General features: G+C 32.6%; 21 protein-coding genes and 1 tRNA gene. 15 read left to right on the forward strand and 7 right to left on the reverse strand.

The genetic code is table 11. The annotated features are described in order from the left end of the window. Positions 1–284: 284 nt before the first annotated feature. Both B0A78_RS07860 and B0A78_RS07865 read right to left on the reverse strand, forming a co-directional pair. Complete coding sequence (locus B0A78_RS07860) at positions 285–1,559, reverse strand: adenylosuccinate synthase (protein ID WP_014164898.1); 1,275 nt, start codon at positions 1,557–1,559, stop codon at positions 285–287. Positions 1,560–1,578: 19 nt separating this feature from the next. Continuing rightward, positions 1,579–2,037 (reverse strand): Fur family transcriptional regulator, encoded by a 459-nt coding sequence (locus tag B0A78_RS07865; RefSeq protein ID WP_014164897.1) that lies wholly within the window; start codon positions 2,035–2,037, stop codon positions 1,579–1,581. Between the two features lie 568 nt (positions 2,038–2,605). Here B0A78_RS07865 and B0A78_RS07870 point away from each other — a divergent pair. The 15 genes from B0A78_RS07870 (at position 2,606) to B0A78_RS07940 (ending at position 19,375) form a co-directional block, all read left to right on the forward strand. Further along, positions 2,606–3,079 (forward strand): division/cell wall cluster transcriptional repressor MraZ, encoded by a 474-nt coding sequence (locus B0A78_RS07870; RefSeq protein WP_014164896.1) that lies wholly within the window; start codon positions 2,606–2,608, stop codon positions 3,077–3,079. Next, positions 3,054–3,962, forward strand: a complete 909-nt coding sequence (gene rsmH, locus B0A78_RS07875) for a 16S rRNA (cytosine(1402)-N(4))-methyltransferase RsmH (RefSeq protein ID WP_173668584.1) — start codon at positions 3,054–3,056, stop codon at positions 3,960–3,962. The genes B0A78_RS07870 and rsmH overlap by 26 nt, the downstream gene beginning before the upstream one ends. Before the next feature lie 35 nt (positions 3,963–3,997). After that, positions 3,998–4,339, forward strand: a complete 342-nt coding sequence (locus B0A78_RS07880) for an FtsL-like putative cell division protein (RefSeq protein ID WP_014164894.1) — start codon at positions 3,998–4,000, stop codon at positions 4,337–4,339. Beyond that, entirely contained in the window at positions 4,330–6,330 is a 2,001-nt protein-coding gene (locus B0A78_RS07885; RefSeq protein ID WP_014164893.1) for a penicillin-binding protein, read from the forward strand. The genes B0A78_RS07880 and B0A78_RS07885 overlap by 10 nt, the downstream gene beginning before the upstream one ends. A 53-nt stretch (positions 6,331–6,383) precedes the next feature. Next, positions 6,384–7,844 carry a UDP-N-acetylmuramoyl-L-alanyl-D-glutamate--2,6-diaminopimelate ligase gene (locus B0A78_RS07890; protein WP_014164892.1) on the forward strand — a complete coding sequence of 487 codons (1,461 nt, stop codon included), beginning with the start codon at positions 6,384–6,386 and terminating at the stop codon, positions 7,842–7,844. Between the two features lie 82 nt (positions 7,845–7,926). Beyond that, on the forward strand, positions 7,927–9,156 hold the full coding sequence (gene mraY / locus B0A78_RS07895; RefSeq protein WP_014164891.1) for a phospho-N-acetylmuramoyl-pentapeptide-transferase: 1,230 nt from the start codon (positions 7,927–7,929) through the stop codon (positions 9,154–9,156). A 3-nt stretch (positions 9,157–9,159) separates the two neighbouring features. Next, a complete protein-coding gene (gene murD, locus B0A78_RS07900; protein ID WP_014164890.1) occupies positions 9,160–10,491 on the forward strand; it encodes a UDP-N-acetylmuramoyl-L-alanine--D-glutamate ligase in 1,332 nt (443 codons plus the stop codon). Between the two features lie 53 nt (positions 10,492–10,544). After that, positions 10,545–11,840 (forward strand): FtsW/RodA/SpoVE family cell cycle protein, encoded by a 1,296-nt coding sequence (locus tag B0A78_RS07905; protein WP_097609548.1) that lies wholly within the window; start codon positions 10,545–10,547, stop codon positions 11,838–11,840. A gap of 2 nt (positions 11,841–11,842) precedes the next feature. Beyond that, on the forward strand, positions 11,843–12,970 hold the full coding sequence (gene murG, locus B0A78_RS07910) for an undecaprenyldiphospho-muramoylpentapeptide beta-N-acetylglucosaminyltransferase (protein ID WP_014164888.1): 1,128 nt from the start codon (positions 11,843–11,845) through the stop codon (positions 12,968–12,970). 112 nt (positions 12,971–13,082) lie between these two features. After that, positions 13,083–14,423: a UDP-N-acetylmuramate--L-alanine ligase gene (murC, locus tag B0A78_RS07915; protein WP_077225621.1), complete on the forward strand. Its 1,341-nt coding sequence runs from the start codon at positions 13,083–13,085 to the stop codon at positions 14,421–14,423. Continuing rightward, positions 14,416–15,138 (forward strand): cell division protein FtsQ/DivIB, encoded by a 723-nt coding sequence (locus tag B0A78_RS07920; RefSeq protein ID WP_014164886.1) that lies wholly within the window; start codon positions 14,416–14,418, stop codon positions 15,136–15,138. Before murC ends, B0A78_RS07920 begins: the two co-directional genes overlap by 8 nt. Before the next feature lie 6 nt (positions 15,139–15,144). Beyond that, entirely contained in the window at positions 15,145–16,521 is a 1,377-nt protein-coding gene (gene ftsA / locus B0A78_RS07925) for a cell division protein FtsA (RefSeq protein WP_014164885.1), read from the forward strand. Between the two features lie 47 nt (positions 16,522–16,568). Further along, a complete protein-coding gene (gene ftsZ, locus B0A78_RS07930; RefSeq protein WP_014164884.1) occupies positions 16,569–18,614 on the forward strand; it encodes a cell division protein FtsZ in 2,046 nt (681 codons plus the stop codon). Positions 18,615–18,765: 151 nt separating this feature from the next. After that, positions 18,766–19,215, forward strand: a complete 450-nt coding sequence (locus B0A78_RS07935; protein ID WP_014164883.1) for a GatB/YqeY domain-containing protein — start codon at positions 18,766–18,768, stop codon at positions 19,213–19,215. Positions 19,216–19,302: 87 nt separating this feature from the next. Continuing rightward, positions 19,303–19,375, forward strand: a tRNA-Arg gene (locus B0A78_RS07940). Positions 19,376–20,080: 705 nt separating this feature from the next. On the opposite strand, the gene B0A78_RS14465 is transcribed toward B0A78_RS07940, so the two are convergent. From B0A78_RS14465 to B0A78_RS07965, 5 genes are all read right to left on the reverse strand, one after another. Beyond that, a complete protein-coding gene (locus B0A78_RS14465) occupies positions 20,081–20,227 on the reverse strand; it encodes a hypothetical protein (RefSeq protein ID WP_165688648.1) in 147 nt (48 codons plus the stop codon). A 376-nt stretch (positions 20,228–20,603) separates the two neighbouring features. Beyond that, positions 20,604–20,975 (reverse strand): hypothetical protein, encoded by a 372-nt coding sequence (locus B0A78_RS07950; protein ID WP_123906902.1) that lies wholly within the window; start codon positions 20,973–20,975, stop codon positions 20,604–20,606. 10 nt (positions 20,976–20,985) lie between these two features. Continuing rightward, entirely contained in the window at positions 20,986–21,345 is a 360-nt protein-coding gene (locus B0A78_RS07955) for a hypothetical protein (protein ID WP_097609550.1), read from the reverse strand. 178 nt (positions 21,346–21,523) lie between these two features. Further along, entirely contained in the window at positions 21,524–21,763 is a 240-nt protein-coding gene (locus B0A78_RS07960; protein ID WP_097609551.1) for a carboxypeptidase regulatory-like domain-containing protein, read from the reverse strand. A 1-nt stretch (position 21,764) separates the two neighbouring features. Then, positions 21,765–22,403 (reverse strand): hypothetical protein, encoded by a 639-nt coding sequence (locus B0A78_RS07965; protein WP_123906715.1) that lies wholly within the window; start codon positions 22,401–22,403, stop codon positions 21,765–21,767. Positions 22,404–22,429 lie beyond the last annotated feature (26 nt).

The following is a 22,429-nucleotide window of genomic DNA, read 5'->3' on the forward strand; positions in this document are numbered from 1 at the left end:
TGGTGATGAAGAGGGAAAAGGAAAAGAAGATAAAAATGCACGAAAATTTTTTAGCCTAGTTGTGGTTTTGTATTGAGAACAAAGAAAGGAGTGTTTTTTTAGACTCAAAGACCTTTTATCTGTAATAAATATCTGAGTTTAATTTTAAATTATTCTGTTTTATCCTCTGATTTTGTTGTTATTTGAGTAGCTGTTTTAGGAAAGAGGAGGGATTGTTTGGTATAAAATAAGGGTAAATAAAAAAGCTACCTCGGTCTTATTTCGTTTAGAGATAGCTTTTTACTTTAAGATTTAATAATTGTTTGTTTTCTGTCAGGCCCCACGGATACGATCATAATAGGTACTTCTAATTCTTTTTCAATAAATTGGATGTAGTCTTTTAACTCTACAGGAAGCTCCTCGAAAGTACTCATGTTTGTTAAATCTGCTTTCCATCCTTTGAATTCAGTATAGATAGGGGTAAGATTTTCTTCTTCAATAGAAAAAGGTAGGTGTTTTATGGTTTCTCCTTTGTAGTTATACGCGTTACAAATTTTTAGTGTTTCAAAACCTGAAAGGACATCGCCTTTCATCATCATCAATTGAGTTACTCCATTGATTTGAACAGCATATTTTAGAGCTACTAGATCTAGCCATCCACAACGTCTAGCACGTCCTGTAACAGAACCAAACTCATTTCCTACTTTTGCCATTGTTTCTCCATCTGTGCCAAAATCTTCTGTAGGGAATGGTCCAGAACCTACGCGAGTAGTATAGGCTTTAAAAATACCAAAAACTTCTTTTATTTTATTGGGGGCAATACCTAAACCTGTACAAGCTCCTGCAGCGGTAGTATTAGAAGATGTAACGAAAGGATAAGTCCCAAAATCAACATCTAGTAAAGAACCTTGTGCGCCTTCACAAAGAATAGATTGGCCTTCTTTTTGAGCTCTTGCTAGAAATTCTTCACTGTCAATAAAAGTTAGTTTTTTTAATTCTTCTATAGCTTCAAAAAACTCCTTTTCCATTTCAGGAAGATTGTATTGAATGTTTACATCGTAAAATTTAATCATCTCTTCGTGTTTATTTGCTAGAGAACGATACTTTTCAATGAAATCAGACATTTCAATATCTCCAACTCTTAAGCCATTACGACCTGTTTTATCCATATAAGTAGGGCCAATACCTTTTAGAGTGGAGCCTATTTTAGCTTTCCCTTTAGCTGTTTCAGAAGCTGCATCTAGTAAACGATGGGTTGGTAAAATAAGGTGTGCTTTTCTTGAAATTAATAATTTAGACTTGATGTTCATGTTAAACTTTTCAAGTCCTTCAATTTCTTTTTGAAAAACAACGGGATCAATAACAACGCCATTTCCAATGATATTTATTGAGTTTTTATGAAAAATACCAGATGGGATTGTGCGTAATACGTGTTTTATTCCGTCAAATTCAAGTGTATGTCCTGCATTAGGGCCTCCTTGAAAACGAGCTATAATATCATATTTAGAGGTTAATACATCGACAATTTTTCCTTTGCCTTCATCACCCCATTGTAATCCTAGTAGTAAGTCTACAGTCATTGTGTTGTTGTTTGTAATTTTAAGAATTTGTCTTTTTAGTAGCGTAGAAATATAATGAATGATTTTGGATTTCAATTCCAAATAAATCCTCCATAGTCTGTTTGATGGTTTGTATTCTTGGGTCGCAAAACTCAATTACCTCACCCGTATCTGTCATGATAATATGGTCATGCTGCTTATCAAAATAAGATTTTTCATAATGAGCTTGATTTTGACCAAATTGATGTTTACGCACCAATCCACAATCTAATAATAACTCAATGGTATTATAAAGGGTAGCTCGGGATACACGATAATTTTTATTTTTCATTTTAATATAAAGGTTTTCTATATCAAAATGCTCTGAACTATCGTATATTTCCTGAAGAATTGCGTATCGTTCAGGTGTTTTTCGATGTCCATTTTTTTCTAAATAACTAGTAAAAACATTTTTTACTGTTTCTTGATGGCTATTATTGTCAGATGTAACTTGTGTCATAACGTCACAAAGATAAAATTTTTATTTAGATTGTAAATAATAATGATTTTTTACTTTATAGGTATTAATCTTGTTAATCCATCCCTAAATTTAAAATAAATATTTCTTGTACTGCTTTGTTTTCTTTATAATGTCAAAAGTTGTCTTTTTAGTGTGTTTTATTAAAGACTATTTTTGTACACCTTATTATCCTCCTTTAAAAGGATAAAAGAAGCAATATACTAAAAAAATAAAGAAGAATCATAAATAATCTAATTTATAAAGTAATAAGATTTTTATAGTCTTGTCTAGTATGAATTCGTGACTCTATAACTTGTTAAAAAGAATAGAAGGCTTGTTGTTTTTTTAAAAGAACTGTAGTGTTTAGATATTGTTATTGTGTTGTGCGGTTTTTTGTTTTAAGTTTTTTATATAGGAAAAATAAAAGAAAGAATATAAGAATAATGACTTTTTAGATTTGTCATGTATTTCTTATAAAATTAAAACTTATCAACAAAGTGGTAATTTGTGGTAAAATGTGGTAAAAATATTTCTATCTTTGTCTTTGTACAGTACAAAGTGTAACTCCTTGAATACCATTGTTGGAACATATGAATGCAAAGCAGATGCAAAGGGCAGGTTGATGTTACCAGTTGCCCTAAAGAGTCAATTGGCCACTTCTTTGCAGGAAGGTTTTGTGTTAAAACGTTCTGTTTTTCAACCATGTTTAGAGTTGTATCCAATGAGTGAATGGAATGCTATGATGCAAAAAATCAACAAATTAAATCGTTTTGTGAAAAAGAACAATGATTTTATCCGTCGATTTACTGCAGGAGTGAAAGTGGTAGAGATTGACGCTACAGGGCGTTTGTTGGTACCTAAAGATTTAGCCATTTTTGCAAATATTACCAATAACGTAGTACTGTCTTCGGCTGTCACTATATTAGAAATTTGGGATAAGGAGTTATATGAAAAAGCAATTGATGATTCAGTAATGGATTTTGCGGATTTAGCTGAAGAAGTAATGGGAGATTTAAATTTTGATGACAATGGAATATCATAATCCGGTTTTATTGAAAGAAACGGTTGATGGTTTGAATATCAAGCCGGATGGAGTGTATGTTGATGTAACTTTTGGAGGCGGAGGTCATTCAAGAGAAATATTATCTCGTTTAGGACCTAATGGGAAATTGTTTGCTTTTGATCAGGATGAAGATGCTTGGGCTAACGCAATAAAGGATACAAGATTTGTATTGATTAAGGAAAATTTTAGGTATATCAAAAACTTTTTACGTTTTGAAAACATTCGAAAAGTTGACGGGATTTTGGCTGATTTAGGAGTTTCCTCTCATCAATTTGATGTGCCAGAACGTGGTTTTTCTACTCGTTTTGATGGTGCTCTAGATATGAGAATGAGTCAAAAAAACGAGCTAAGTGCTTATACTGTAGTTAATGAATATGATGATATTAACTTACGTCGTATATTTTCGGAATACGGAGAACTTAAAAATGCAGCGGCTTTAGCAAGAACGATAGTCGAGGCTAGAGATACAGAACGTATTATTAATACAGAAGATTTAAAACAAGTTTTAACCAAACATTTGCCAGGGCATAAAGCCAATAAAATTTTGGCTCAAATTTATCAAGCCATACGAATTGAAGTAAATCAGGAAATGGAGGTTTTGAAAGAGTTTTTAGAGCAATCATTAGAACTTTTAAATGAGGGAGGACGATTAAGTGTTATTTCGTATCATTCTTTAGAAGATCGTTTGGTAAAACGATTTGTAAAAAACGGAATGTTTGAAGGAGAACCCGAACGAGATATGTTTGGAAGATTTGAAGTGCCAATGAAAGCTATTGGAAAACTCATTGTTCCAACAAATGAAGAAATAAAAGTAAATAACAGAGCCCGAAGTGCAAAGCTTCGTATTGCTGAAAAATTGTAAGAATACCTGTTGCCTTCTCAGTATTATCATGAAAGATGAAAAACAAAATTTTTAACATACTCAAAGCAAGATATCTTCTAAATGAAGATGCTGCTAAGAACTGGATTTTCATCCTTTTCTTATTGGTATTAGCCATTGTAATGATTGCCAATACACATAGTTATGAGAAAAAAGTTTTTCGTATTGCAGAGTTAAATAACGAAGTAAAGGAATTGCGATCGGAATTTGTAGACCGAAGATCAGAATTAATGAAAATAAAAATGGAATCGAATGTAGCAGCTCAAATGGCAATATTAGAGATTGTACCCTCATCCGTTCCTCCTAAAAAAATAAAAGTAGCAAAAGAAAAGACAGCTTGGGAAAAGCTATGGCAGTAGTAAATAGAAATATATTAAATCGTATTTATGGAGTGGCATTACTTATACTGGTAATATCATCCGCTGTTGCTGTAAAACTTAGTAATATTCAATGGGTTGAAGGAGCATATTATAGACAATTAGCAAAAGAACGTACCATCAAAAATTTTGTAATTCCTGCTAATAGAGGGAATGTTTATTCCTCAGATGGAAGTCTTTTAGCAACTTCTATTCCTGAATATACAATTCGTTTTGATGCGTTAGCGCCTTCACAAGAAAATTTTGATAAGTATATTAAGTCACTTGCAGATTCACTAGCGCCTATGCTAAAAAAGCCAAGTGGGTCTTTACTAAACGATTTTAGAAAAGCAAGAGCTAATAAAAACCGTTATATGTTAGTTGCTCGTAAATTAAGTTATACAGAACATACTAAAGTTAAAGGGTTTCCTTTGTTAAACTTAGGTGCATACAAAGGAGGGATTATAATAGAACAACAAACTGTAAGAGAACATCCAATAGGAAAAATTGCCGAAAGAACAATCGGTTATGAACGTTTTAATGATGGAGGTAGTTTGACACGGGTAGGTATTGAAGGGGCTTTTGGTAAGTATTTAAAAGGAAAAGATGGGCAAGTTTTAAAACAAAAAATAGCCAAAGGACAATGGAAACCCATTCGAGATAACAATGAAGTAGAACCTATAGATGGTTATGATATAGTATCTACTATTGATGTGTATATACAAGATATTGCGCATCACGCACTATTAAAACAGTTAGAACTATATGAAGCAGAACACGGCTGTGCCGTTGTTATGGAAACGAAAACAGGCGACATTAAAGCCATCTCAAATTTAGGAAGAGCCAAAGATGGATCTTATTATGAAACTATTAATTATGCTGTTGCAGAATCCCATGAACCTGGTTCTACCTTTAAATTAGTTGACGTTTTAGCTTTATTAGAAGATAAAAAAATTGATACCAGTAAAGTTTACAATACTTACGGAGGAGTAGTCGTATACAGAGGTAGGAAAGTAAAAGATTCTCATGAGGGAGGATATGGTAAAGTTTCGTTTGCAAGAGGTTTTGAACTTTCTTCTAACACTGTTTTAGTTCAGGCCGTTTATGAAAACTATAAGGATAATCCTCAAGAGTTCGTAGACCATATTAACTATTTGGGACTAAATACACCTTTAGGACTGCCTTTTAAGGGAGAAGGAAAACCTAGGATACCTCAACCCAAGAAAGGAAACTGGAGCGGTATTTCTCTACCATGGATGGCTTTCGGGTATGGTGTTTCTCTTACTCCTTTACAAACACTTACATTATACAATGCAGTAGCAAATAATGGAGTAATGGTTAAACCTAAGTTTGTTCAAGAGGTAAAAGAATGGAATAAGGTCATAAAAAAGTTTGATACAGAAATAATTAACTCTAAAATTTGTTCCAATGCTACGCTTTCAAAAGTAAAAGCAATGTTGAAAAATGTTGTTAAAAGAGGGACTGCCTCTAAATTATATTCTAAAGATTTTTCAATGGCAGGAAAGACAGGAACCGCACAGATAGATTATCATAAAGGAGATACACAAATGTACTATGCGTCTTCTTTTGCGGGTTATTTCCCAGCAGAAGAACCGCAATATTCTTGTATAGTTGTTATTCACAAACCGAATACATCTAAGAATAACTACTATGGAGCAGATGTAGCAGGCCCCGTTTTTAAAAGGATTGCACAAAAAGTTTTTACAGATGTTCCTTCTACCGATGAAATTAAATCATTAAAAAGAAAAGTTAATAAACAAGAAAAAAGTTATTTGACCTATAATGAAAAACTGAATAAAAAACCATTATATGTGCCAAATACAAAAGGAATGCCTGGAATGGATGCCGTAGCTCTATTAGAAAATTTAGGAATGAAAGTTCAGATTAATGGATTTGGGAAAGTAAAAAAACAATCTATTCAAGCAGGAGAACTTATTAAAAAAAATACAATTATAGTTTTAGAATTATCATAAATAAAAGGTTTTCGGATCTTATTTTTCTAAATTTAAGAGGAATAGTAAACAAGATGAATTTAAAAGATTTATTATACAAAGTTGCAATAGAAGCCGTTCAGGGATCTCCTATAGGAATCGTGAATCAAATTCAGTTTGATTCGCGCAAAATAGAATCAGATGATGTTTTTGTAGCAATCCGAGGGACTTTGTCTGATGGACATCAGTATATTGAAAAAGCAATTAGTTTGGGAGCTTCCGTAATAGTTTGCGAAGAATTTCCTCAGACTTGTTTAGAAAATATTACTTACGTAAAAGTAGCAGATACAAATAGTGCTTTAGCGCAATTAGCGAATAACTTTTACAAAACACCTTCACATAAGTTAATTCTTGTTGGGGTTACAGGAACAAATGGAAAGACAACAATAGCGTCTCTTTTATATCAAATGTTTAAAAAAGCAGGTTATAAAGTTGGATTATTGTCAACGGTGAAAATTATGGTTGACACAACAGAATATAAAGCGACTCATACAACTCCTGATTCTTTAACTATCAATTGTTTTTTAGATCAAATGGTTCAAGAAGGGTGCGAATATTGTTTTATGGAAGTAAGTTCTCATGGGGTACATCAAAAACGGACCGAAGGGTTGCTCTTTGCAGGTGGTGTTTTTACCAATTTATCACATGATCACCTAGACTATCATTCCACATTTGCTGAATACCGCGATGTTAAAAAAGCCTTCTTTGATCATTTGCCCAAAACGGCTTTTGCATTAACCAATATTGATGATAAGAACGGAGCGGTAATGTTGCAAAACACACACGCAAGAAAAAAAACATATGCTTTGAAAACGTATGCAGATTACAAAGCTATTATATTAGAAAATCAATTATCAGGCCTCCAACTGAAAGTTAATGAACAAGAGGTTTGGACACGATTAATAGGTACTTTTAATGCTTATAACCTATTAGCCATTTATGGCGTAGCTGTTGAATTGGGAATAGATAAAATAGAAGCGTTACGTTTATTATCCGAATTAGAAAGCGTTTCCGGTAGATTTCAATTTATAGTTTCCAAAGAAAAAATTACAGCCATAGTTGATTATGCCCACACACCAGATGCTTTAGAAAACGTATTAAATACTATTAATGATATTCGTACAAAAAATGAACAATTAATTACCATTGTAGGTTGTGGAGGCGATAGGGATAGAACAAAACGTCCTATTATGGCACAGATAGCAACAGAAATGAGCTCAAAAGCAATTTTAACTTCAGATAATCCCCGTACGGAAAGTCCAGAAGCTATTATTGAAGAAATGGAAGCAGGAATCAGCGCAGAGAATTTTAAAAAATACCTATCTATAGTAGATCGTAAACAAGCTATAAAAACAGCTTGCCAAATGGCAGAAAGTGGTGATATCATTTTAATAGCTGGGAAAGGACACGAAACATATCAAGAAGTCAATGGAGTGCGTCAGGATTTTGATGATATGAAAATTGTACAAGAATTATTAGAACAATTAAATAAATAATAATTGATTTAAGAGAGCTGATTACTGATTTCAAATAAAGAAATCTAAAATCTAAAATCTAAAATCCAAAACCTTAGAAAGTATGTTATACTATTTATTTGAATATTTAGATAAAGTTCAGGATGTACCTGGAACAGGCGTTTTTCAATACATTACTTTTCGATCAGCATTAGCTATTATCATGTCATTGTTACTATCTACCATTTATGGAAAAAAAGTAATAAGTTATTTAAGGCGTTTGCAAATTGGAGAAACGGTTCGTGAGCTAGGTTTAGAAGGGCAAACCCAAAAAGCAGGAACACCAACCATGGGAGGAATTATTATTATCTTTTCTACCTTAATACCTGTTTTGTTATTTGCACGATTGGATAATATATATGTTATATTATTGATAATATCCATGTTATGGATGGGGTTAATCGGTTTTTTAGATGATTATATCAAAGTATTTAAAAAAGATAAAGAAGGTTTAAAGGGAATCTTTAAAGTCATTGGTCAAGTAGGATTAGGCCTATTCGTTGGATTCGTGTTATATTTTCATCCGCAAGTAACTGTTCGTAAAGAAATGGCTCACACAAAAATTGAGATAGACGCTTCTCAAAATACGATCAAACCCATGATGATTGAAGAAAAGTCCACAGCTACTACAATTCCTTTCTTTAAAAATAATGAGTTTGACTATGCAGACGTATTATCCTTTATGGGGGAAGGCTATGAAAATTATGCTTGGTTAATTTTTATACCAGTTGTTATTTTTATTATTACAGCGGTTTCAAACGGAGCTAATCTAACAGATGGTATTGACGGATTAGCGGCTGGTACTTCCGCCATATCAGTAATCGCTTTAGGGGTTTTTACATTTGTTTCAGGAAATATCATTTTTTCAAAATATTTAAATATAATGTTTATTCCCCATTCCGGAGAAATGACCGTTTTTATAGCAGCTTTCATCGGATCGCTAGTTGGTTTCTTATGGTATAATAGTTTTCCTGCAGCTGTTTTTATGGGAGATACAGGAAGTTTAACGATAGGAGGTGTGATAGCTGTATTGGCAATTGCCGTTCGTAAAGAAATGCTAATCCCCGTTATCTGCGGAATATTCTTAGCCGAAAATCTATCAGTAGTCTTACAAGTAACTTATTTTAAATATACTAAAAGAAAATATGGCGAAGGACGTCGCATTTTTTTAATGTCTCCTTTACATCATCATTACCAAAAGAAAGGATACCATGAAAGTAAAATTGTTACCCGTTTTTGGATTGTGGGAATTTTATTGACTATTGTTTCTGTTGTAACTCTAAAATTAAGATAATCTATGAGGCTAGTTGTTTTAGGAGGAGGGGAAAGTGGTGTAGGTACCGCAATTCTTGGAAAAAAAAGAGGATACGAAGTATTTGTATCTGATTTTGGAAAAATAAAAGATACCTACAAAGAAGTATTATCACTTCATAAGATCAAGTTTGAAGATGAAAAACATACAGAAGAATTAATTTTGAATGCGGATGTCGTTATGAAAAGCCCTGGTATTCCAGATAAAGCACCCATAGTAAAAAAGTTAATTCAAAAAAAAGTGCCTGTACTTTCTGAAATCGAATTTACCAGTCACTTTACAGATGCTATAACAGTTGGCATAACGGGTAGCAATGGAAAAACCACCACCACTATGTTAACCTATCATCTTTTAAAAGAAGGAGGGCTAAACGTTGGTCTCGCTGGAAATATAGGGAAAAGCTTTGCTTGGCAAGTAGCCGATGATAAATTTGATACCTACGTTTTAGAATTGAGTAGCTTTCAGTTAGATGGTATAGAAACCTATAAACCCCATATAGCTATCATAACAAATATAAGTCCAGACCATTTGGATCGATATGAATATAAATACGAAAATTATATTGCTTCAAAGTTTAGAATAACAATGAATCAAACAGAAGAAGATTATTTAATTTACGATGCAGATGATGAAGCTATAAATAAATGGTTGCAAAACAATACAACCAAAGCAAAATTAATACCTTTCTCCATTTCTAAAAAATTAGATTTTGGAGCCTATTTAGAAAATGATACCATAAAGTTTAATATAACTAACGAAATATTTGATATGCCAATCGACGAAATATCTTTAGAAGGAAAACATAATGTAAAAAACGCTATGGCAGCAGCTACAGTTGCTCAATTGTTGAAAATTAGAAAATCAACTATTCGTGAAAGTATGTCAGATTTTCAAGCGGTTGAACATCGTCTTGAAAAAGTATTAAAAATTAATAATGTACAATATATAAATGATTCTAAAGCAACAAATGTAAATGCTGCATTTTTCGCTCTAGATAGTATGTCTACACCAACCGTATGGATTGTAGGAGGAGTAGATAAAGGAAACGATTATGCAGAACTCCTACCGTTAGTCAACGAAAAAGTAAAAGCAATTATTTGTTTAGGAATAGATAATAAAAAAATAATTGAATCGTTTGGAGATATTGTAGATGAAATGGTAGAAGCAGGATCAATGGAAGAAGCGGTAAAACAAGCCTATCGTTTAGCCGAAAAAGGAGATACGGTTTTATTGTCACCCGCTTGTGCAAGTTTCGATCTGTTTGAAAATTATGAGGAAAGAGGACGACAGTTTAAACAAGCTGTTCAAAATTTGTAAAATTTAGATTTCAGAGATTAATCTCTAAAAATTTATACGGTATAATATAAAATATGAAAAAATTACTACATAATTTAAAAGGAGATAAAGTCATTTGGGCATTCGTTGCACTATTGGCCTTATTTTCTTTTATACCCGTATATAGCGCGAGTAGTAATTTGGCTTATCTAGGTAGAGGTACAGGAAATACTTTAGGTTATCTACTCAAACATTTTATGTACTTAGGTTTAGGTTTTGCTATAATGTATGGCTCACACAAAGTGCCGTATCATTATTTCAGAAACTTATCAATGGTCTTGTTACCTTTCGTTTGGTTAATGTTAATTTATACCTTATTCAAAGGTACCGTAATTGATGGAGCCAATGCCAGTAGATGGATACAATTGCCTGGAGGTATATCATTTCAGCCATCTGCTTTAGCAGCTATGGTGTTGTATATGTATGTGGCGCGCTATTTATCTAAAACCGATATTGAAGAAATGACTTTTCAAAAATCGTTCGCATCCTTATGGATTCCTGTTTTTATTACTGTAGGCTTAATATTTCCAGCCAATTTTTCTACAGCAGCACTTATTTTTTCTATGGTTTTGATGATTACTTTTGTAGGACAATATCCTATAAAAAATAGTGCCATAATTATTGGGATGGGAATTGGAGCCGCCTTGTTTTTTATCGTGTTAGTTAAGGCTTTTCCAGATGCTTTCCCAAATCGTGTAGATACATGGATGAGTCGTATTGAAAACTTTATATCAGACAAATCAGATCCAGATGAAGATTATCAAATTGAAAAAGCTAAAACAGCTATAGCAACAGGAGGAATTTATGGTCTTGGACCAGGTAAAAGTGTACAACGTAACTTTCTTCCACAATCATCTTCCGATTTTATTTTTGCAATTATAATAGAAGAGTTTGGATTATTAGGAGGTTTTGCTATTATTTTTTTGTATCTCATGTTATTTGTACGTTTTGTAATTGCATCCTATAAAGCATCCACATTATTTGGTAAACTCATAGTGGCAGGATTAGGATTTCCCATTATTTTTCAAGCGTTTATAAATATGGGCGTAGCCGTTGAATTATTACCTACTACAGGGCAAACCTTGCCACTAATTAGTAGTGGAGGTACTTCTATTTGGATGACATGTGCTGCTATTGGTATTATTCTAAATGTAACTAAAAAAGAAGAAGAAATAGTACAAGAAAAAGTTGAAAAAGAAGAGAGAGAAGCTGCTTTACAACGAATTATAGATAGAGAAATTGAAGAACAAAATAAAATAGATGCAGAAATCATCGAAGATTACTCTATTGAAGATAAAAATAATCCTATGAATGCTATTTTAAATAAGTAAAAATGAAGCAAAAGCCAAAATTTATAATCAGTGGGGGAGGTACAGGAGGTCATATTTATCCTGCTATTGCCATTGCTAACGAGATCAAATCACGTTATCCAGAAGCTGATATATTATTTGTAGGAGCTAGTGATAAAATGGAAATGCAAAAAGTTCCTCAAGCAGGTTATCCCATAAAAGGATTATGGATTGCAGGGATTCAAAGAAAAATCACTTTGCAAAATGTTTTGTTTCCATTTAAGTTAGCGTCAAGTCTAATAAAATCATTTGGGATTATTAAAGATTTTAAACCAGATGTAGTCATCGGTACAGGAGGTTTTGCCAGTGGAGCGGTATTAAAAGTAGCCTCTATCTTAGGCATTCCAACCGTTATACAAGAACAAAATTCTTATCCAGGAATTACCAATAAACTATTGGGTAAAAAAGCTAAGAAAATTTGTGTAGCTTACGAAAATTTAGAACGATTTTTTCCAAAAGAAAACATAATTCTCACAGGGAATCCCGTTCGTCAAGATTTAATTTCGGTTAATAATAAAAAAGAAGAGGCTTTAGCCTCTCTAAAGCTAGATCCCTCTAAAAAAACATTACTAATTCTTGGAGGAAGCCTAGGAGCCAGAAGAATAAATCAATTAATCCAAAAAGAAATGGATTGGTTGTTAGGACAAAACCTACAAATAATATGGCAGTGTGGAAAATTGTATTTTGAAGAATACAAACACTTTAGTGCTAAAAAAGGAGTGCAAGTACTCTCTTTTATAGATAGAATGGATTTAGTATATGCCGCCGCCGATATAGTCATTTCACGTTCAGGAGCTTCATCCGTTTCTGAATTATGTTTGGTGGGTAACCCCGTGATTTTTATTCCGTCACCTAATGTAGCCGAAGATCATCAAACAAAAAACGCCAAAGCCATTGTAGATAAAGAAGGAGCCATTTTGTTAAAAGAAAGCGAATTAGATAATCAGTTTGAAGTCGTTTTTAAGTCACTTTTTTATGATCCAGAAAAACAAGAAAAATTAAGTAAAAATATAAAAGCTTTAGCATTGCCCAATGCAACAAAGCAAATTGTGGACGAGATAATAACACTAGTTAGCACAATATCCATTGGAACAAGCAATGATAATAAGTAATAGAGTATTCAATGTTAATGACAATAAAGAAAACTGTAATCCAAGAACATTGAATATTGACATTGAAATTGAATATTGGCATTAAAATTGAACATTGACATTGATATTAAAAATGAATATAAATCAAATACATAACGTTTATTTTATAGGGGTAGGAGGTATCGGAATGAGTGCTTTGGCCCGTTACTTTAAAAACATAGGAAAACAAGTAATGGGATATGATAAAACCCCCACTATGCTCACTAATGATTTACTGGCAAGTGGAATTGCTATTCATTTTGAGGATAACATTAGTCATATTCCAGATTCTTGTACACCAGAAAACACCCTAGTGGTTTATACACCCGCTATTAAGAAACTTTCAGAATGGGATTACTTTAAAGAAAAAGGGTTTACTATAAAAAAAAGAGCTGAAGTTTTAGGAATTATCACTAAAAACACTTTTTGTTTTGCTGTAGCTGGGACTCATGGTAAAACCACTACTTCCAGTATTTTAGGACATATTTTATATGAAAGCGGATTAGATGTAACAGCCTTTTTAGGAGGCATAGTAGAAAATTATAATTCTAATCTAATTGGTTCTGGGAAAACAATTACTGTTGTAGAAGCAGATGAATTTGATAGATCTTTTTTACATTTGCATCCCAATATCGCTTGTGTGACTTCAATGGACGCAGATCATTTAGATATTTATGGAGATGATGCTTCTATAAAAGCCTCTTTTAATGAGTTTGCAGGAAAAGTTGAAGACAAATATAATTTATTTGTAATCAATGGATTACCTTTGGAGGGGGTGATGGTAGGGGTAAACGATGATTCTAAATTTGTAGCACATAACGTAAGAATTGTTGAAGGATGGTATGTTTTTGATGTAAAAACACCAACAGAAGAAATTAAAGATATAAAATTTGGATTGCCAGGAAGACATAATTTAACAAACGCTTTATTAGCTTTAGCTATGGCTTATACTTATGGTACACCCATAGAGTCCATTGTTAAGGCGTTAGCAACATTTAAGGGAGTTAAACGTCGTTTTTCATTCCAAATTCGTAAGCCTGATTACGTGTATATAGATGATTATGCACATCATCCGACTGAAATTAATGCTGTACATCAAGCAGTACGAGAATTGTATCCAAGTAAAAAAGTGTTGGCAGTATTTCAGCCACATTTGTTTAGTAGGACTAAAGATTTTGTAGAAGATTTTGCTGAAAGTTTAGCACAATTTGATGAAATTTTTTTAATGGAAATCTATCCAGCACGTGAATTACCTATGCCAGGAGTTACTTCGCAATGGTTGTTAGATAAAATTAAAAACGAAAATAAAAAGTTAGTACAAAAAGAAGAACTAATAACTCTTTTGCAATCATCAGATGCAGCAGTAATTGTTACAATTGGTGCGGGCGATATAGGAGAAATGGTTCCAGAAATAAAGAAAGCATTAGATGCGTAAAAATTGGTTAGTAAATATTCAATTAATAGTCATTTTTGGGCTTATGATTTTCTTATATTCTTTCGCATTAAAAAGAAATGAATCTAGGAAGATTGTTAAAACCCAAGTGGAAATTGTGGATAAAAACAACCCTTTTTTAACGCCAGAAACAGTTAATAACTTGTTAATAGATAATTTTGGTGGATCTTTTTCTATAGCAAAAGAAGAGTTAGATTTGAACGCTATAGAGGCTTCGATAAACAAACATAAGTTGGTTGAAAAATCAGAAGTTTATGTTAGTGTAGACGGAAAGCTTAAAGCTGTAGTTACTCAAAAGACCCCAATTGCTCGAGTTTTTAACCATAACGATTCCTATTATATTGATTATAAAGGGGGTAAGATGCCTTTGTCTGAAAATTTTAGTGCGCGTGTGCCATTAATTTATGGTGCTACGCAAAATTCTTATGGTAAGGATTTTGTAACGTTACTAAAAATGATTTACGATGATGATTTTTTGAAAAAAAACATCATTGGAATGCAAATAAAACCAGACGGAAGTATACTAATGAAAAATAGAAATTATAGTTATGATATAATTTTCGGAAGAACCATTTATATGGAACGAAAATTTAATAACTACAAAGCCTTTTTTCAAAAAGCAGTCCAGGATACAATTTTAGATTCGTATAAAACTATTAATCTAAAATTTATCAAACAAGTGGTATGCACAAAATAAAAGAGTATGGAAAGAGATAATATAGCAGTAGGGCTTGATATAGGTACAACTAAAATTGTAGCTATGTTAGGTAAGAAAAATGAATATGGTAAGCTTGAAATTTTAGGCGTAGGGAAGTCTAAAAGTCTCGGTGTGGCTCGTGGCGTAGTAAATAATATTACTCAAACCATCCAGTCTATACAAGAAGCTGTTTCCCTAGCAGAAAAAGATTCAGGCTATAAGATAAAAGATGTAGTGGTGGGTATTGCAGGGCAACACATCCGTAGTATTCAGCACAGTGACTATATATCAAGACCTAATGCCGAAGAAGTAATTAGTGAAAAAGACATTAATATGCTTATCGGACAGGTTCAAAAATTACCTATGTTACCAGGGGAAGAAATAATTCACGTATTGCCTCAAGAATTTAAAATTGATGGTCAAGAAGGAATAAAAGAACCTATAGGAATGTATGGAGGGCGTTTAGAAGCTAGTTTTCACGTTGTATTAGGACAAGCTTCTTCTATTCGTAATGTAGGACGTTGTATAAAAAGTGCAGGTCTAGACTTGTCGGGGCTAACCTTAGAACCGTTAGCTTCTGCCGATGCTGTTTTAAGTCAAGAGGAAAAAGAGGCTGGAGTAGCCCTGATTGATATTGGAGGAGGTACCACAGATTTAGCCATTTTTAAAGACGGTATTATTCGTCATACAGCTGTTGTCCCATTTGGTGGTAACGTAATAACAGAAGACATCAAAGAAGGGTGTTCAATTATAGAAAAACAAGCGGAATTGTTAAAAACAAAATTTGGTTCTGCTTGGCCAGGAGAAAATAAAGATAACGAAATTGTTTCTATTCCAGGCTTAAGAGGGCGTGAACCTAAAGAAATTTCGTTAAAAAATCTTTCTAAAATAATTCATGCGCGTGTTGTGGAAATTATAGAACAGATTTATAGCGAAATCAGGTCGTACGGTCATGATGATCCAAGAAAAAAATTAATTGCAGGAATTGTTCTAACAGGGGGTGGCTCTCAGTTAAAACATATCAAACAATTAGTTGAGTATATAACAGGAATGGATACCCGTATAGGTTATCCAAACGAACATTTAGCAGGTAGCTCAGGCGAAGAAATTTCAAGCCCATTATATGCTACAGCAGTAGGTCTTGTTATGAATAGTATTCGTAATAATACAATGAGTGCTATTCCTCAGGAAGATTATATTCCAGAACCTATTTTAGTTCAAAAACCGACAGAAGAAGAACAAAAAATTATAGAAGAGGAGTTGAAAAAAGAAATTGAGGAAGCCCAAATCCCTGAATCAAAATCAACTGAAAAAACGATTCGTCGTTCCTTTTTTGATAAATATATAGATAAAATTAAAGATTTTTTAGATAATGCCGAGTAATCGTTCGTTATCAATAGTAACACAAGAAAATATAAATACCAAATAGTATGGAAAGCAACTCAGGATTTGGAAGTATCTCATTTGATTTGCCTAAAACGCAAACCAATGTGATAAAAGTAATTGGTGTTGGTGGTGGTGGTAGTAATGCTATAAACCACATGTATAAACAAGGAATCAAAGGTGTTGATTTCATTGTATGTAATACAGATTCTCAAGCTTTACAAAATAGTAATGTGCCACATCGTATTCAGTTAGGTGCTAATCTAACAGAAGGACTAGGCGCTGGAGCAAACCCAGAAGTAGGGCACCAAGCAGCTTTAGAAAGCATTGAGGATATTGAAAAAATGTTAGATGCAAACACTAAGATGGTTTTTATCACAGCGGGTATGGGCGGTGGTACCGGTACAGGTGCTGCACCAGTAATTGCTCAGTTGGCCAAAGAAAAAGACATCTTAACTGTTGGTATCGTAACAATTCCTTTTCAGTTTGAAGGCAAAGTCCGTTCAGAACAAGCTTTATTAGGAGTTGAAAAATTAAGAAAACAAGTAGATTCATTAATTGTTATTAATAACAACAAACTTCGTGAAGTATACGGTAATCTAGGTTTTAAAGCAGGATTTTCTAAAGCAGATGAAGTTTTAGCTACTGCTTCAAGAGGTATTGCAGAAGTAATTACACATCACTATACCCAAAATATAGACTTAAAGGATGCTAAGACCGTATTATCTAATAGCGGTACAGCTATTATGGGGTCTGCTACAGCAGAAGGAGAACATAGAGCTAAAGAAGCTATTGTTGCAGCCTTAGATTCTCCATTGTTAAATGATAATAAGATCACAGGTGCTAAAAACGTTTTGTTGCTTATCGTTTCAGGTGCTAATGAAATTACTATTGATGAAATAGGAGAAATTAATGACTATATTCAAGAAGAAGCAGGGCACAATGCTAATATTATCATGGGGGTAGGAGAAGATGAAGAACTCGGAGATAAAATTTCAGTAACCGTTATTGCAACTGGTTTTTGTATAGAACAACAGGCAGGTTTTGTAAATACGGAACCTAAAAAAATAATTCATGCTTTAGAAGATGAGCAAAAGTTAGTACAAAACTTAACTCAAAAATTCGAAGCACAAGGTTTTGATTTTAATACGGTTATTACACCTTCGGAACCCGTAGTTTCAGTAATTCCAACTTCTATTGCGCCTCCTGTAGATGCAAGGGTAGTTTATACTTTAGAAGATGAAACACCTAATAACTCAGCACCATCAGCTTTTGGATCAACGGATTTTCAAAAACCTGTAATACAACAACCTGTTGTGAATCAGTCAGTAGTTTCTAACCTAGATTTAGTACCTACGTCTGAATTTATAAAGAATTTAGATGTTACTTTTGAAATAGTTTCACCTAAACCAATAGTAGCAAATGAATTTTTTATTACAACACCCGAAGCAAGAGCAATGGAAGTAGTGGCTCCTGAAGTAATTTCTACATCAGATCCAATGGCATTTACATTTGATCTACCAGTGCCTAGAAAAGAAACCATAACAAATACAACTACTATTGAAAAAAATGTATTTGAATTGACAGATGAAATAAAAGATATAAAGGTTAATCAAGCTGTTCAGTTTGTGCCTATGACCGAAGTATCTCAAGATGGAATAATCCGTCACTCTTTAGAAGAATATATGGAAAATGAAAACCCATTTTTTCATACTAAAAAGGCAGAACCTATAGTAGAAAAAATTCCTGAAGAGTTAAATATTACGATCAAGCAAACAGAAGAGCCTATGATAGAACAAAATTTGGGCTTAACTTCTAACGAAATATCACCTGTAGAAATGTCTATAGAGGAATCGTTACGTTTAAGAGCAGAAGAACGTCGTCGTAAAATGAAAGAATTTAACTATAAATTCCATAATAGCGCGTCTCGTGTAGATGAGTTTGAAAAAGTACCTGCTTATAAAAGAATGGGATTGGATGTAACAAATAATCCAATTCAGAATAACCAATCAAGAATGTCTTTAGGTTTAGACAGCAATGATGAAATACAGTTACGTTCTAATAATTCTTTTTTACATGATAATGTAGATTAGTTAAAATAAAAATGCTTTTATCTTACCCGAAAAATGTGATGATTTTTCGGGTTATTTTTTTAATTTCGCATCTCAAAAATGAACCTTTTTTATTTGTCTATAAAAAAGGTCAAATAAATCTAAAATTTCAATAATCTAATATAAAATCATTATGAGTTTATCAGCAAAAATTATGGATGAAATGAAAAATGCTATGAAAGCTAAAGATTCAGTAGCATTAGAGGCTTTAAGAGCTATTAAGTCAGCTATTTTATTAGCACAGACAGAAAGTGGCGCTAAGGAAGAAATTTCAGCTGATGATGAAATAAAAATATTACAACGTTTAGTTAAACAACGCAAGGATTCTGCGGCTATTTATATTGAACAAAATCGTTCGGATTTAGCAGAACCTGAATTAGCACAAGTAGCAGTGATCGAAACGTTTTTACCCGCTCAATTGTCAGAAGTAGAAATAGAAGCAGAAGTAGCTAAAATTATTGCAGAAGGAGGTTTTTCAGGAATGGCTGCTATGGGGCAAGTAATGGGGCAAGCTTCTAAAGCTTTAGCAGGACAAGCGGATGGAAAAACCATTTCAAATATTGTAAAAAAACTTTTAACTTAAGATAGAAAAATTATAATTAAGGATTTTGACTAGATCTTTAGTTCGATCGTATAGATTAAAATCCTTGATTTTTTTTATAATCATATTGGTTCTATAGTTCAATTGGATAGAATATCAGATTCCGGTTCTGACGATTTGGGTTCGAATCCCAATAGAGCCTCTATTATAAAATTATGATTTATATTTTAGTTTAACCCCAGGTTATACGCTAGCCTTTGTAATGAAGATGAAAAGGACAAGGGAGTTAAAAAGGGACGGAAATTTTTTACCGCAGGTTTAGTTTCATCTCTAGTTTTATAAGGCACATTCAGAAGTAACCACACTTTTGTAAAAAAATAAAAAAATGACCCATTTTGATTTACAATTTTGGGTCATTTTGTTTTTTGGCGGATTCAAATGTTTAAAAATTGGTTTTTGGTTCGCAACAGGACGCACGTTCCCCAGTGAGGATAGTTTTCATTTTTTTTATGCTACTAAAGTTTGCTGTTGCTGATAAATTCTTCACCCTATTTCTAAAGCATTGGCTGTGTGAATGCCAAAGAAAATCCAAAGTATCTCACTTTTTGGGGTTTTGGCTTTGATTTTCTTGAGATGGTAATGTTCCTTTTCCTTGCCAAAACTTCCTTCTAGGCGAGTAGCTCGTTCTTTCTTGATGTGTTGGGCTAAAATTTTGCGTTGTTCTTCATTTTTTCCAGTTTTTCCTTTACGTACAAAATCGGTTTGGATAGTATTGGTTGTAGTGAACGTTCGATTTTTACTTTTTATCAGAACAGCCGTAGTAGTTTTTAAGCATCATCAGAGCAATTTTACCCTTAGGGCTAAAATAACAATGAGTTCCTTTTTGAGAATCTTTCAGTTTCAAGGCTTAAGCAAGCTCTGAAAAAGGCATCGAAAGATAAATTTTTCCCAAATCTGTTTTAAAAAATTGGGCGTAAAAACCATCAAAATCTTTATTGAGGGTAAAAAATGGAATTTGGTATTGAAATTCGCTTAAACGTATTATTTTTGCCATAGCATTTAAAGAAAAACCCCGTTTTTGACTCTTTTTGAGCTTTTTCGGGGTTTGTTTCTTCTAAAATAAGACTTATTTTATTGATAAGCAAGTGTTTATGTTATTATGAATGTGCCTTTAAAGTAATGCATTAAATTAATTTCTGAATTATTTTTTTGTTTTATATAACTCTGATTGCCTGTTGGATTTTGTAATATGGTTGAAGAGTCATCGTGAGTGAAAGAATAAATTTTACCACCGTATTTTCTCAAAATTGTATGTCCTAATTCATGAGCTGATGTGTATTCAAAATCGTTGTCAACTTTATCGGAAATAGTGTCAAAGTATCTCCATTTTGAACTTATACTATACCAATTTGAAACGTCACAAAAAACAACTAATTTCTTGGTTTTTTGGATAAGAAAATTGTATCATAAACCTTTAATTCATTAATAAAACTACCTCTGGTTTTTTCCTGCAAAGAATCAGTTAAATAATTTCTATGTTTTAATATAATATCATAGAATTTAGGATCATTTCCACTTTCAAAATCTAACAAATGGGAACTTTTAATAGCTTTTAAATAAAACATTCCTAAAGTATCTGTAATTGATTCAGTAATTATTTGCCCATCATTAAAAGTAATAATTTCTACATTACTAATTGGTTTCTTTGTAATTTTATCATAAACAAATCCTTTTATTTCAGGGCGTTCTAATTTAACAGAGCATCCCACAATAAAAAACATACACAATATTAATATTCTCATATTCTTCATATTAATTTATTTTAATTTTCGAAAGCCATAATAAGCATAAAACATCTTTCTCTTCGGCTACCACTCTTTTAAAATCTTTCCAATAAGGTTCATTATTGAAATATTTCATAAGATCTATTTCTCCACTTGAAGGATAATTAAATCCTCCTTCTGAAATAGGCTTAGTTTCGGATAAAGTGGAACTCCCTTTATGCTTGTATGAATAAAAACTATCACTTGTGTATGACTTTAAAATTTCATGTCCAATCTCATGTGCTGATGTGTAAGAAAAATCATCATCAATGTCATTAAAGTTTCCCATCCAATACCATCGTTGACTACCCTCCATATATCCGACATTATATACTATCCTTTCAGGCATTACTTGTCCAAATTTTTTATGCTATTTACAGAGCCAGATACTTAGTCTTGATCTATCTTATGGTAATTTTTAAGAACATGCAAATTATTTAATTTTTACAAATAATGTGTCATTTTTTCCTTCAACAAAATTATAACTGAACCCCATTTCTGGGTGGGTTCTTACTATATAAATAGAGTCAATTTTTTTTTTCTTTATATATCACATAAAGATACCTTCCTTTTATTATGGAATTGATTCTAAAATAACCTTTATTATCAGTCTTGGCAAATAAATTTTTATTTGTAGGGTCTTCTATTTTAATTCCTTCAATAGGTTTCTTACCTGTAGCATAGATATATCCGTGTAAAAATTTTGGAGGTTTTTCAGAACATGTATAAATTGACGAAATAAGAATAAATATACTAATTAATTTCATATTATGTGATTTTAAATTTGGTTAACCATAACAGGCTTAAAACATCCTTTTCAGACACTACAGTTCTCCTCAAATCAGAAGTAGATATTGCTCTACCTTGCTTGTCATATAAGTTATGATAATATTTCATCAAGTCGATTTCACCTGTTTTAGGATAATATTCTCCATCAGTATCCATATAATCTATATGGGATATTTTCGCCTTTAGTGTTTCTTCTCCTTTAACTGGTTTGGTGTCTTGAGGAAAATAGTAAGATGAACCTTTGTGTTGCCAAGAGTAGGCTGTTCCTCCATAGGCTTGTAATATCTCATGCTCTATTTCATGAGCCACAGTCTCTTCAAATTCAACAATTGCATCATAAATAGAGTTAAGATTGCCTTTTTCTTCATAGAATCTCCACATGTCTAGGTTTTTACTGTCTGAATCCCAATCATGTTTGATGTATCCTGGGTTATAGGAAAGTCTTTGAATGATTCCAGTATCAGGAATTGCATCAAAAATATTATCTGTTATATATCCATCTTTGTATGTTCCTCCTGTATTTCCTGAACGCATCCAGTCTCCATTTGTGTTGTAAATTAAAGGGAGCGAATTCATTGCTTTCATAGTAGAATTTAAAGCCTTTAATGAAACTTCCATATTTTTGTTTCCTTTTCTACTCCAAT

The sequence above is a fragment of the Flavobacterium columnare NBRC 100251 = ATCC 23463 genome, from assembly GCF_002530675.1.
GTDB classification, from domain to species: domain Bacteria; phylum Bacteroidota; class Bacteroidia; order Flavobacteriales; family Flavobacteriaceae; genus Flavobacterium; species Flavobacterium columnare.